The organism is Burkholderia ambifaria AMMD (genome assembly GCF_000203915.1).
Classification (GTDB): domain Bacteria; phylum Pseudomonadota; class Gammaproteobacteria; order Burkholderiales; family Burkholderiaceae; genus Burkholderia; species Burkholderia ambifaria.
In genome coordinates, this window is record NC_008391.1 from 1695648 (window position 1) to 1708726 (window position 13079).

General features: G+C 67.4%; 11 protein-coding genes. 5 read left to right on the top strand and 6 right to left on the bottom strand.

Going from position 1 to position 13079, the window contains the following annotated elements; genetic code table 11:
* Window positions 1-155 precede the first annotated feature (155 nt).
* Complete coding sequence (locus BAMB_RS23570) at window positions 156-746, bottom strand: LysE family translocator (RefSeq protein WP_011659662.1); 591 nt, start codon at window positions 744-746, stop codon at window positions 156-158.
* A 72-nt stretch (window positions 747-818) separates the two neighbouring features.
* Window positions 819-1883 (bottom strand): selenide, water dikinase SelD, encoded by a 1065-nt coding sequence (gene selD, locus BAMB_RS23575; RefSeq protein WP_012366916.1) that lies wholly within the window; start codon window positions 1881-1883, stop codon window positions 819-821.
* A 108-nt stretch (window positions 1884-1991) separates the two neighbouring features.
* On the opposite strand from selD, the gene BAMB_RS23580 reads away from it, so the two are divergent.
* Window positions 1992-2828 (top strand): DMT family transporter, encoded by an 837-nt coding sequence (locus BAMB_RS23580; RefSeq protein ID WP_011659664.1) that lies wholly within the window; start codon window positions 1992-1994, stop codon window positions 2826-2828.
* Between the two features lie 88 nt (window positions 2829-2916).
* On the opposite strand, the gene pdxR is transcribed toward BAMB_RS23580, so the two are convergent.
* Window positions 2917-4425, bottom strand: coding sequence for a MocR-like pyridoxine biosynthesis transcription factor PdxR (gene pdxR, locus BAMB_RS23585; RefSeq protein ID WP_011659665.1), 1509 nt, complete (start codon window positions 4423-4425; stop codon window positions 2917-2919).
* Between the two features lie 119 nt (window positions 4426-4544).
* On the opposite strand from pdxR, the gene BAMB_RS23590 reads away from it, so the two are divergent.
* The 3 genes from BAMB_RS23590 to BAMB_RS23600 all read left to right on the top strand — a co-directional run bounded on the left by BAMB_RS23590 (window position 4545) and on the right by BAMB_RS23600 (window position 8683).
* The gene (locus BAMB_RS23590) at window positions 4545-5834 is read left to right on the top strand and encodes a 4-aminobutyrate--2-oxoglutarate transaminase (protein WP_045554962.1); all 1290 of its coding nucleotides are present in this window, start codon (window positions 4545-4547) and stop codon (window positions 5832-5834) included.
* Between the two features lie 90 nt (window positions 5835-5924).
* Window positions 5925-7394 (top strand): NADP-dependent succinate-semialdehyde dehydrogenase, encoded by a 1470-nt coding sequence (gene gabD, locus BAMB_RS23595; RefSeq protein WP_011659667.1) that lies wholly within the window; start codon window positions 5925-5927, stop codon window positions 7392-7394.
* Window positions 7395-7750: 356 nt separating this feature from the next.
* On the top strand, window positions 7751-8683 hold the full coding sequence (locus BAMB_RS23600; RefSeq protein WP_011659668.1) for an LAPAL motif-containing putative phage structural protein: 933 nt from the start codon (window positions 7751-7753) through the stop codon (window positions 8681-8683).
* A gap of 47 nt (window positions 8684-8730) precedes the next feature.
* On the opposite strand, the gene BAMB_RS23605 is transcribed toward BAMB_RS23600, so the two are convergent.
* From BAMB_RS23605 to BAMB_RS35500, 3 genes are all read right to left on the bottom strand, one after another.
* Complete coding sequence (locus tag BAMB_RS23605; RefSeq protein WP_041491538.1) at window positions 8731-10275, bottom strand: methyl-accepting chemotaxis protein; 1545 nt, start codon at window positions 10273-10275, stop codon at window positions 8731-8733.
* A gap of 273 nt (window positions 10276-10548) precedes the next feature.
* Window positions 10549-12093 (bottom strand): methyl-accepting chemotaxis protein, encoded by a 1545-nt coding sequence (locus tag BAMB_RS23610; protein ID WP_011659670.1) that lies wholly within the window; start codon window positions 12091-12093, stop codon window positions 10549-10551.
* A complete protein-coding gene (locus BAMB_RS35500) occupies window positions 12083-12511 on the bottom strand; it encodes a hypothetical protein (protein WP_162487080.1) in 429 nt (142 codons plus the stop codon). Before BAMB_RS35500 ends, BAMB_RS23610 begins: the two co-directional genes overlap by 11 nt.
* Between BAMB_RS35500 and BAMB_RS23615 the strand changes: the two genes are divergently transcribed.
* On the top strand, window positions 12462-12986 hold the full coding sequence (locus tag BAMB_RS23615) for a 2-thiouracil desulfurase family protein (protein WP_011659671.1): 525 nt from the start codon (window positions 12462-12464) through the stop codon (window positions 12984-12986). The two genes, BAMB_RS35500 and BAMB_RS23615, sit on opposite strands and share 50 nt — an antisense overlap.
* The last annotated feature ends 93 nt before the right edge of the window (window positions 12987-13079 follow it).

Consider the following 13079-nt stretch of genomic DNA (forward strand, 5'->3'; position numbering starts at 1 on the left):
TGCGCGATGCGGAACCCGACTACGAAACGGCGGGCGGTGTTTCGTGCGAAGAGAGGCGTGTTGCGTGATGGAAACCGCACGGTCGCCGTTGCACCACAAACATCAGGAATGCTATCGGATTGGCCGCCACGTGCGACGTCGGCCGCCTCTCGCCGTTACACGCGCACGAGCCCCGCCACACCATAGCCGAGCACGACCAGCGCGGCGACCACATGGCTTGCCGCCAGCCACGCCGGCGACTTCACGAAACGCCCGATCGCGCTGCCACCGAACGCGAACACGAGCTGCCCCGCGAGGCTGCCCGCAAACACGCACGCGGCACTGGTCAGCCAGTGCCGATGCGCACCGGCGGCGACCGTTGCATAGCCGTAGAACAGCAGGATAGTCAGCGGATTCGCGAGCGTGACGACAAACATCGACGTGAACGGACGAATGCCCGGCGGCGGCGCATCGCCGTCGAGCGTGCGGCGCCGGTCCCGTAACGCGTGCCACAGCATGCGGGCGCCCATCGCGAGCAGCACGAGCGCGCCGACGGTGCGAAACAGCCACAGCTGCGACGCGAGCGTACTCGCGAGCAGCGCGCCGAGCGTGAACGCAAGGACCGCATAGCAGCCGTCGGCAGCGGCAACGCCCACCGCCGCGCGCACGCCGGTAGCCGTACCGGCACGCATGCCGTAGTTCGCGATCATCAGCGCAACGGGCCCGACCGACAGCGCGATCGTCAGCCCGAACAGGAAATCGTTCACCGGTCCTCGATGCCTTCGACGGAAGGCATCGATTCTAACCACGTCAAAATGATCCGCGGTGTGAATGCGGCGTCAGGCAACGTCGACGCGCGACGGCCCGTCCACCATCTCGCCGATCACGGCCGCGCGGTCGAAACCGTCGGCGCGGAAGCAGGCGAGCACGTCGTCGACCGCTTCCGGCGCACACGCGACCAGCAGACCGCCCGACGTCTGCGGATCGGTCAGCAGTGCCTGCGCGACGGGCGGCAGCCCGTCGGCGAGTCGGACATCGGTGCCGTACGCGGCCCAGTTGCGGCCCGACGCACCGGTGAACACGCCGTCGGCGACGAATGCCTCGACGCCCGCGAGCCACGGCAGCGACGCGTAATGCACGCGTGCGGTGAGGTTCGCGCCGCGTGCGAGCTCGAGCGTGTGGCCGAGCAGCCCGAATCCCGTGACGTCGGTCAGCGCATGCACGCCCGGCAGCGCGGCGAGCTCGGCGCCCGGCCGGTTCAGCTTGGTGGTGGTGGCGACCATCTGCGCGTAGCCCGCGGCGTCGAGCTGGTTCTTCTTCAGCGCGGCCGACAGCACGCCGACGCCGAGCGGCTTGCCGAGTACGAGCACGTCGCCCGCGCGCGCGGCCGCGTTGCGCTTCACGCGCGACGGATGCACGACGCCGATCGCCGCGAGTCCGTAGATCGGCTCGACCGAATCGATCGAATGGCCGCCCGCGACCGGAATGCCGGCCTCCGCGCACACCGATTCACCGCCGCGCAGGATCGCCGCGATCGTCTCGTGCGGCAGCACGTTGATCGGCATCCCGACCAGCGCGAGCGCGAGTATCGGCTTGCCGCCCATCGCGTAGACGTCCGACAGCGCGTTGGTCGCCGCGATGCGGCCGAAGTCGAACGGATCGTCGACGATCGGCATGAAGAAGTCGGTCGTCGCGACGATCGCCTGCTCGTCGTTCAGCCGGTAGACGGCCGCGTCGTCGGAGGTCTCGGTGCCGACCAGCAGATCCGGGAACAACGCCGGCGGCGTCGCCCGCTTCAGCAGCTCGGACAGCACGCCCGGCGCGATCTTGCAGCCGCAGCCGCCCCCGTGCGACAGGCTCGTGAGGCGCGGAACGGCGGGCGGGGTAAGGGTGGCTTCGGTCATCGTCGGCATCCGGTGAATAACAACGTTCCATTATCGACAATTCCGCGCGAGCGCGCCCGATACCCACATAATTGACGGCGCCCGCCGCTCCCGCCCCTCTCTTCGCTCATGGATCACCTCTTCATCGGCCTCGTGCTGTGCTCCGCGCTGCTGCACGCCATCTGGAATGCGTTCCTGCATGTCAGCGAGGACCGGCTCGTGCAGCTCGGCACGATGTCGCTGCCGTATCTCGCATTCGGCGCGGCGGGCGCCGCGCTGCTGCCCGCGCCGGCGCGCGCCGCGTGGCCGTACATCGCCGCGTCGGCCGCGCTCGAGGTCGCCTACTGTTTCACGCTCGCGCGTGCGTACCGCAACGGCGAGTTCGGCCAGATCTATCCGATCGCGCGCGGGATTTCGCCGCTGCTCGTGTCGGTGCTCGCGCTGGCAGCGCTGCACGAGCAGCCGACCCCGTTCGGCTTCGCGGGTATCGCGCTGGTGTCGTTCGGCATCATGTCGCTCGCGCTGCGGCGCGGCTTCAGGTTCTCCGGGGAAGGCGTGCCGTATGCGCTGCTCACCGGCGTGTTCATTGCCGCGTATTCGATCTGCGACGGCGTCGGCTCGCGCGTGTCCGGCAGCGCGCTCGGCTACATCGCGTGGGTGTACCTGCTGTGGAGCGTGCCGCAGCTCGTGCTGGTCTGCGCGCTGCGCGGCGGCCCGCGCGCGGTGCTCGGTTCGCGCACCGCGCTCACGCAGGGCGCGATCGCCGGCACGATCTCGCTCGCCGCGTACGGCATCGTGATCCTCGCGTACCGGCATCTGCCGGTCGCGACGGTGTCGGCGCTGCGCGAGACGAGCTCGATCTTCGCGGTCGCGATCGGCTGGTTCGTGATGCGCGAGCGGCCCGGCGCGCAGCGGCTCGCCGCATGCGCGCTGGTGGTCGCGGGCGCGGCGCTGATCCGACTTTGAGCGAGCAGAGGCGCGCCGCGCAACGCATGCGCCGGCCGCGTCTCGACATCCTGCACCACGCCGCGACAGCGCCGTCGCAACGCCCCCGTCAAGCCGGCGCAACGATCTCGCCGAACGCCCGCTCGTCGATCGCCTCGGCGAGCGTCGCGAACGCCGTCGCGATTTCGTCTTCCGGCACGCACGCATAGCCGAGCAGCAACCCCGACGCCGCGCGTTCGCGTTCCGCGTAATAGCCGGACAGCGGCCGCACGACGATATTGCGTTCGAGCGCGGCCTGCGCGACCGCGCGATCGTCGACCCCGTCCGGCAGCCGCGTGACGAGATGCAGCCCGGCGTCGCTGCCGAGTGCGTGCAGCGTATCGCCGTAGCGGCGCGCGACCGCATCGAGCAGCACCTCGCGGCGCTGTCCGTACAGCGTGCGCATCTTGCGGATATGCGACACGAAGTGCCCTTCCGCGATGAACTCGGCGAGCACGGCCTGCTGCAGCAGCTGACCCTCGCGGTACAGCTCGGCGCTCGCGGTCGCGAAGCTTTCCGCGAGCGGCTCCGGCGCGACCAGATAGCCGACCCGCAGCCCCGGGAACAGCGTCTTGCCGAAACTGCCGACGTAGATCACCTGCCCGGCCGTATCGAGCCCCTGCAGCGACGCGAGCGGCCGGCTGCCGTAGCGGAACTCGCTGTCGTAGTCGTCCTCGATGATCCAGCAGCCGTGCTGGCGCGCGTATTCGAGCAGCATCCGCCGCCGCGCGAGGCTCATCACCATCCCGAGCGGATACTGGTGCGACGGCGTGACGAGCATGAGCTTCGGCGGCTCGGCCAGATCGGCGGCCGATGGCGCGATCCCCTCGTCGTCGACCGGAATCGGCCGCGTGGTCAGCCCCGACACGTTCAGCACGCTGCGCACGCCCCAGTAGCACGGATCCTCGGTCCAGATGGCGTCGCCCGGATCGGTCAGCAGCCGCACCGCGAGGTCGATCGACTGGTGGATGCCGGTCGTGATCACGATCTGCTCGGGCGTGCAGCGCACCGAGCGCGACGTGCGCAGGTAGTCGGCCAGCGCCTCGCGCAACAGCGCGAGCCCGCCGCCCGGCGCGTAGGTCAGCAGGTCCGGGCGCAGGCGCCGCCAGTACTTGTTGTGCAGCCGCGTCCACACGCGCGCCGGAAAGCGCGACACATCGGGCACGCCCGGCATGAACGCGCCGCCCTGGCGCTTCGACACGCCCGCGCCTTCGACGAGCCGCGTGCCGCGCACGGACAGCCGCCGTGCCGACGATGGCACCAGCGCCGGGCCCGCGGCCGGATCGGGCGGGGCGCCGACGATTTCGTCCGGCGCGCTGTCGGCGACGAACGTGCCGCGCCCAGTGGCCGAGTTCACATAGCCTTCGAGCGCAAGCTGTTCGTAAACCTGCGTGACCGTGTTGCGGGCGATCCCGAGCTCGGCCGCGAGCAGCCGCGACGACGGCACGCGCGTGCCGGCCGGCAGTTCGCGCGACAGGATCGCCTGCTGCAGCAGCCGATGCAGCTGTCGGTAGATCGGCTGTTCGCCGCCACGCACGAGGCGCTGCGCCAGCCAGTCCGACAACACGCTTGCGCGCATGATTGGCTCCTGATTATTTATTGAAATGGCTCTGATTGTCAGAGCCAAATGTGATTATAGTCGCCTCCATGGGCTGCCAACGCGGCCGATTTTTATCCCACCGGACAGACATCAAGGAGATGACCGTGAAGAATGCCGACCTGCAGGCCCGCAAGAACGCCGCCACCCCGCGCGGCGTCGGCGTGATGTGTGATTTCTACGCAGCCCGCGCCGAGAATGCGGAGCTGTGGGATGTCGAAGGCCGCCGCTTCATCGATTTCGCCGCCGGCATCGCGGTGCTGAACACGGGCCATCGCCACCCGAAGATCGTCAAGGCGATCACGGAGCAACTGAATAGCTTCACGCACACCGCTTACCAGATCGTCCCGTACGCGTCGTACGTCGAGCTGGCCGAGAAGATCAACGGACGCGCGCCGGGCGACTTCCCGAAAAAGACGGCCTTCTTCACGACCGGCGCCGAAGCCGTCGAAAACGCGATCAAGATCGCACGCGCCGCGACCGGCCGTCCGGGTGTCATCGCGTTCTCGGGCGGCTTCCACGGCCGCACGATGATGGGCATGGCGCTGACCGGCAAGGTCGCCCCGTACAAGCTGAACTTCGGCCCGTTCCCGGGCGACGTGTTCCACGCCCCGTACCCGAACGCGCTGCACGGCGTGAGCACGGCCGACTCGATCAAGGCGATCGAGATGCTGTTCAAGGCCGACATCGATCCGAAGCGCGTCGCCGCGATCATCTTCGAACCGGTCCAGGGCGAAGGCGGCTTCTACCCGGCGCCGGCCGAGTTCGTGCGCGCGCTGCGCAAGATCTGTAACGAACACGGCATCCTGCTGATCGCCGACGAAGTGCAAACGGGCTTCGCCCGCACCGGCAAGCTGTTCGCGATGCAGCACTACGACGTGCTGGCCGACCTGATCACGATGGCGAAGAGCCTCGCGGGCGGCATGCCGCTGTCGGGCGTCGTCGGCCGTGCCGACGTGATGGACGCGGCGGCTCCCGGCGGCCTCGGCGGCACCTACGCGGGCAACCCGCTGGCGGTCGCATCGGCGCACGCGGTGCTCGAGATCATCGACGAAGAGAAACTGTGCGAGCGCGCGACGCAACTCGGCGACGTGCTGAAGGCGAAGCTGAATTCGCTGCAGGCCGACGTGCCGCAGATCGCCGATGTGCGCGGCCCGGGCGCGATGGTCGCGGTCGAGTTCCTGAAGCCGGGTTCGGGCGAGCCGGACGCCGACTTCACGAAGCGCGTGCAGGCGCGTGCGCTCGAGCGCGGGCTGCTGCTGCTCGTATGCGGCGTGTACTCGAACGTCGTGCGCTTCCTGTTCCCGCTGACGATTCCGCAGGCCGTGTTCGACGAAGCGCTCGTGATCCTCGAGGAAGTGCTGAAGGAGACGGTCGGCGTGCCGGCCTGAGTTCCCGCTGTCTTCCACTGATTGCGCCGCCGCCGTCTTCATGACGGCGGCGGCCGTTTCATCCGTCCTTTTTCAAAGCAGGCTATTCATATGAGCACGGTTCAGGAAACCCTGGCACTGAAAGACCCGTCGCTGTTCCGCCAGCAGGCGTACGTCAACGGCGAATGGCAAGGCGCGGCGAACGGCGAGTCGTTCGAAGTCCGCAACCCGGCGACCGGCGGCCTGCTCGGCACCGTGCCGGCGATGGGCACGGCCGAGACGCGTCACGCGATCGACGCCGCGAACGCCGCATGGCCGGCGTGGCGCAAGAAGACCGCGAAGGAGCGCGCGGCGATCCTGCGCAAGTGGCACGACCTGATGATGGAAAACGCCGACGACCTCGCGCTGATCCTGACCACCGAGCAGGGCAAGTCGCTGGCCGAGGCGAAGGGCGAGATCGGCTACGCGGCATCGTTCCTCGAGTGGTTCGCGGAAGAAGGCAAGCGCGTGTACGGGGACACGATCCCGACGCCGGCGAGCGACAAGCGCATCGTCGTGACGAAGGAAGCGATCGGCGTGTGCGCGGCGATCACGCCGTGGAACTTCCCGGCTGCGATGATCACCCGCAAGGTCGGCCCGGCGCTCGCGGCAGGCTGCCCGATCGTCGTGAAGCCGGCCGAGGCGACGCCGTTCTCCGCGCTCGCGATGGCCGTGCTGGCCGAGCGCGCGGGCGTGCCGGCCGGCGTGTTCAGCGTCGTCACGGGCGACCCGAAGGCAATCGGCGGCGAGCTGACGTCGAACCCGATCGTGCGCAAGCTGTCGTTCACCGGCTCGACGCCGGTCGGCCGCCTGCTGATGGCGCAATGCGCGGCGACGGTCAAGAAGGTGTCGCTGGAGCTCGGCGGCAATGCGCCGTTCATCGTGTTCGACGATGCCGATCTCGATGCGGCCGTGCAGGGCGCAATCGCGTCGAAGTACCGTAACAGCGGCCAGACGTGCGTGTGCACGAATCGCTTCTACGTGCACGAAGCCGTGTACGACCAGTTCGCGCAGAAGCTCGCGGCTGCGGTCGGCCAGTTGAAGGTTGGGCGCGGCACGGAGCCGGGCGTCACGCAGGGTCCGTTGATCAACGAAGCGGCCGTGCTGAAGGTCGAGGCGCACATCGAGGACGCGCTCGCGAAGGGCGCGACCGTCGTGACGGGCGGCAAGCGCCATGCGCTCGGCCACGGCTTCTTCGAGCCGACCGTGCTGACGGGTGTCACGCCGGCGATGAAGGTCGCGAAGGAAGAGACGTTCGGGCCGCTCGCGCCGCTGTTCAAATTCAGCAGCGACGACGAGGTGATCCGCCTCGCGAACGACACCGAGTTCGGCCTGGCCGCCTACTTCTTCAGTCGCGACATCGGCCGCGTGTGGAAGGTCGCCGAAGCGCTCGAATACGGGATGGTCGGCGTGAACACGGGCCTGATCTCGAACGAAGTCGCGCCGTTCGGCGGCGTCAAGCAGTCGGGCCTCGGCCGCGAAGGCTCGCACTACGGCATCGACGACTACGTCGTGATCAAGTACCTGTGCCTGGCTGTTTGATGGTTCAGGGCCTGTCGCGTTCGTGACAGGCCCTGACCGCCCGGCCGGAACCGGGCGGTCACGACGCGGGCCGGTACCCCTCTCCGCCGTGTCCGCGTCGCCTCCTTCCCGCGCGCGATGTCGACATGCTTCATGTGCGCGATGTCGATCCCGCGTCGGCCGAACGTCATACCGTTCGGCAATTTCGTCCAAGTCCGATTTCTCGTTGCGCTGCCACCCGCTAGATTGAGCGTTCCACCCCGCTCCGGTTGCCTGCGCATGAACACTTCTTCCGTCCGCCCGATCCGCGTGCTCTCCGCGCTGCGTCCTATCGCCCGCCCGGGCGTCGTCGTGACTTGCACGCAAGGAGCCCGCGCATGATCGCGAGAACGTCCGGTCCGGCGGGAAAGCCCGGCGGCGCGAGCAATCACCAGCCGTTCAACATCGTCTACGATGGGCCCGCGCTCGGCGAGCACCGGATGGACGTACGCGACCTCGCACCGGTGCTGCTCGCAATCGCCGACCTGTTCTCGTGCGCGAACAAGGAACTCAATGGCGAGCACGCCGAGGTACATCTCGAGGTCAGGGGCAGCTTCAAGGCCGGCTCGTTCCACGCCGAACTGATCTTCGTGCAGTCGCTCGCGAGCCAGATCCGCGATCTGTTCGCAGGGCCGAGCGCCAATGCGTTCAGCAACGCGCTGGCGATCCTCGCTGCACTGGGGATCGTCGGAGGCGGCGGCCTGATCGGCCTCATCCGCACGCTGCGTGGGCGCAAACCGCATCGCACCGAGCCGGACGGAACGAACGTCAGGATCTGGATCTCGGAGCAGGAATGCTTCGTCGTCGATGAACCGATCGTCCGGCTGTATCGGAACCGGGCCATTCGCGTGAACCTGCAGAAAGTGCTGTCGCCGCTCGAACGCGACGGCATCGACCGCTTCGGCATCGTGCGCGACGACACCGTGGAACTCTCGATCGAGTGCGACGAACTCGATACGTTCGCGAGCAGCGACGATCCCGGCGAAGTGGTCACCGACACCATCGCGCTCAAGATGCTGAAGCTCGAATCCGTCGTGTTCAAGGACGGCAACAAATGGCGCGTGCACGACGGCACGTCGGCGTTCTTTGCCGCACTGGACGACGAGCAGTTCATCGCGAAGGTCGATGCCGGCGAGCGCTTCGGAAAGGGCGACGTGCTGATCGTCGATCTGCGTCAAACGCAGATCATCACCGACGAAGGGCTTCGCAACGAATACCGGATCGTCAAGGTTCGCGAGCACCGCGCGCCGCTGCAACCGGCGCTGATTTGATTCCTGCCGTGGGCTGAGGTATGCGCGGGGTGCGCCCGCGCCCCCTTTCACCGAAACACGTTCACCGCATCCACCAGCCGCGTCGCCTGCTGCTTGAGGCTTTCCGACGCCGCCGTGCTTTGCTCGACCAGCGCCGCGTTCTGCTGCGTGATGTTGTCCAGATGCACGACCGCCTGATCGACCTGCGCGACGCCGGTGCTCTGCTCGGCCGTCGACGAGCTGATTTCCGCGATCAGGTCCGACACGCGCTTCACCTGCGTGACGATGTCCTCCATCGTCTTGCCGGCGCCGTCAACGATGCGTGCGCCGGATTCGACGCGGTCGACGCTCGCGCCGATCAACGTCTTGATTTCCTTCGCCGCGTTCGCGCTGCGCTGCGCGAGCGCCCGTACCTCGCCGGCGACCACCGCGAAACCGCGCCCCTGATCGCCCGCGCGCGCCGCTTCGACCGCCGCGTTCAGCGCGAGGATGTTGGTCTGGAACGCGATCCCGTCGATCACGCCGATGATGTCGGAAATCTTGCGCGAACTCGCCGTGATGTCGTTCATCGTCGCGACGACTTCGCTCACCGCCTGCCCGCCGCGCTCGGCCGCGTCGCTCGCGGACACCGACAACTGGTTCGCCTGCAGCGCCGTCTCCGCATTGCTCGACACCGTGGCCGTCATCTCGGCCATCGACGCGGCCGTCTGCTGCACGCTGGTCGACGCCTGTTCGGTACGCGCGCTCAGGTCGTTGTTGCCCTGCGCGATCTCGTTGCTCGCGCGCTGCACGTTGTGCACCTGCTCGCTGACGTCGTCGACGAGCCAGCGGAACATCAATCCGAGCTGGTTGATCGTGCGCAGCGTCATGCCGATCTCGTCGACGCGGTTCATCGCGACACCGGTGCGGCTCTCGCCGGTCGCGACGCGCAACGCCTGATCGCGCAACTGCATCAGCGGTCGCGCGATCTGCGCGTCGAGCCACAGCCCGGCCGCAACCGATACGCCGGCCGTCGCCGCCGCAAACACGGCCAGCCCGCCGCCAGTCAGCCCGCAGGCCCAGCCTGCGCCGACGACGGCCGGCGCGAGCACGCACAGCGTCGAATGCAGCCGCGCCCGCACCGACATCGTCTGGAACAGCGACGCGACGCGCATCAGCCCGGTCCGCACGATCAGCCCCTTGTGGAAACGGCGGTTGCCGGCCTTGCCTTCGCGGAACGCGCGATACAGCGCGTCGGCCGCCGCGATCTCGTCGCGCGACGCCTTCGTGCGCACCGACATGTAGCCCGTCGGCTGCCCGTTGCGCATCACCGGCACCGTATTCGAGCGCACCCAGTAGTGATCGCCGTTCTTGCGGCGGTTCTTCACGAGTGCGGTCCACGGTTCGCCGTTTTTCAGCGTCGCCCACATGTCGGCGAACGCCTCTTTCGGCATGTCCGGGTGCCGCACGACGTTGTGCGGCTGACCTTCGATCTCCTCGGGAGAAAATCCGCTGACCTGGATGAACGCGGCGTTCGCGTACTTGATGTAACTGTCCGCGTCGGTGGTCGACATCAGCGTCGCGTCGTCGGGAAATTCGAATTCGCGTTGCGTGACAGGCTGGTTATTGCGCATGGTATGGAGTTCCGGGTTGCGGATCTTGCGTCCGCTTGTGGATGGGATCGAGACCGTACGCATCGCGGTCGGCCCGCATGCGTTCGGTCACACTCCTGCGCTTTCGGCAAATCTGACGAAAACATTATGCCGGGCACGGGTAAATATGCATTAGATTTGCATCATCTTGATTCAGCCGAACATTTTGTTTATACGTGAATCAAAAAATCCATTTTTTATCCGATACCCATTTGAATCTCGTCGAATCGGAAACCCGAGATTCGCCGCCGACGATTACCGAAACACGTTCACCGCATCGACGAGCCGTGTCGCCTGCTGCTTGAGGCTTTCTGACGCCGCCGCGCTTTGCTCGACGAGCGCCGCGTTCTGCTGCGTGATGTTGTCCAGATGCACGACCGCCTGGTCGACCTGCGCGACGCCGGTGCTCTGCTCGGCCGTCGACGAGCTGATTTCCGCGATCAGGTCCGACACGCGCTTCACCTGCGTGACGATGTCCTCCATCGTCCTGCCCGCATCGTCGACCCGCCGGGCACCCGACTCGACCCGGTCGACGCTCGCGCCGATCAGCGTCTTGATTTCCTTCGCGGCGTTCGCGCTGCGCTGCGCGAGCGCCCGCACCTCGCCGGCGACCACCGCGAAACCGCGCCCCTGATCGCCCGCGCGCGCCGCTTCGACCGCCGCGTTCAGCGCGAGGATGTTGGTCTGGAACGCGATCCCGTCGATCACGCCGATGATGTCGGCAATCTTGCGCGAACTCGCCGTGATGTCGTTCATCGTCGCGACGACTTCGCTCACCGCCTGCCCGCCACGCTCGGCCGCGTCGCTCGCGGACACCGCGAAGCGGTTCGCCTGCAGCGCGGTCTCCGCATTGCTGTCGACGGTGGCCGTCATCTCGGCCATCGATGCGGCCGTCTGCTGCACGCTCGACGCGGCCTGTTCGGTGCGCGCGCTCAGGTCGTTGTTGCCCTGCGCGATCTCGTTGCTCGCGCGCTGCACGTTGTGCACCTGCTCGCTGACGTCATCGACGAGCCAGCGGAACATCAGCCCAAGCTGGTTGATCGTGCGCAGCGTCATGCCGATCTCGTCGACGCGGTTCATCCGCACGCCACGCCGGCTTTCGCCGGTCGCGACATTCAGCGCCTGGTCGTGCAGCTGCTTCAGCGGGCGCACGATCTGCGCATCGAGCCACAGCCCAGCCGCCACCGACACGCCGGCCGTCGCCGCCGCGAACGCCGCGAGCCCGCCACCAGTCAGCCCGCAGGCCCAGCCCGCGCCGACGACGGCCGGCGCCAGCACGCACAGCGCCGCATGAACGCGCGCGCGCACCGACATCGTTTGCGGCAGCGACGCGATGCGCAGCAGCCCGGTCCGGACGATCAGCCCCTTGTGGAAGCGGCGCTGGCCCGCCTTGCCTTCGCTGAACGCGCGATACAGCGGGTCGGCGGCCGCGACCTCATCGCGCGGCGCGCGGGTGCGCACCGACATATAGCCATGCGGCGCGCCGTTGCGCATCACGGGCACCGCGTTCGCGCGCACCCAGTAATGGTCGCCGTTCTTGCGGCGGTTCTTCACGAGCGCGGTCCACGGTTCGCCGTTCTTCAGCGTCGCCCACATGTCGGCGAACGCCTCCTTCGGCATGTCCGGGTGCCGCACGACGTTGTGCGGCTGGCCGACGAGTTCGTCGGTCGAGAAGCCGCTCACGTGCGCGAACGTCGTGTTCGCGTAGGTGATGATGCTGTCGGCATCGGTGGTCGACATCAGCGTGACGTCGTCGGGGAATTCGAATTCTTGCTGGGTGACAGGCTGGTTATTGCGCATGCAGGGCTCCGAAAGGCGGATCCGGGCACAGGATCCGCGCGGCGCGAAAATCACGCTCAGTAGCCGAAAAACGGTTTATCGCTTCACGACGGTCTCCTCTAACTGTCGGCAATTTCCCGAAAAACCTTAATCCGGACGCGCGTAAAATATCGAATTCGGCCTTCCGGATGATTTCGATCAAATAATCCCGTGATAAACGCGCCCGGCGCTTTGCGGGATGCAATCCGATTGCGTTAGGGAATAACGTCAAGCGACGCACCAATTCAGGCAATCGTTGCGTGTATCGAAACGATTCAGCCTGATCGGCTCCATTCAACCGGCATTCTCGTATTTCCATTCGCCCGATACCACCCACACGGAGAACGACATTGCAGAACCCGCCGCTGCCGCAGGCCACGCCGAAGATCCTCGTCAGCATGTGCGTGCTCGGTCACCCCGTCCGATACAACGGCTCGGCGAAGACCGCCGCGCACGAAACGCTTGCGCGGTGGCAGTGTGAAGGACGCTTGGTGCCCGTGTGTCCGGAACTCGCAGGGGGCATGAGCGTGCCGCGTCCGCCCGCCGAAATCGCGAACGGCGAATCGGGGCAACGCGTTCTGGCGGGTGCCGCGCGCATCGTCGACGTGCACGGTACCGACGTGACGGCGCAGTTCGTCGACGGCGCGCAAGCGGCGCTCGCGCTGGCACGCGCGCACGATTGCCGCTTCGCGATCCTGGCGGACGGGAGCCCGTCGTGCGGAAGCCGTTTCATTTACGACGGGAGTTTTGCGGGCCGGCGGCTTGCCGCTGACGGCGTGACGGCGGCGCTGCTGCGCCAGCATGGCGTGGAGGTATTCGCGGACACCGAGATCGACGCGCTCGCCGCGCGCCTCGCGCAACCATCGGCCCGCTGAATGACGATGTGGCCGGCACGAAGATCGCGCGCGGCCACATCGTCCGAAAAGGGAACACGATGAAGCGGCGCGCATGCCGCGCGCGCTTCACCG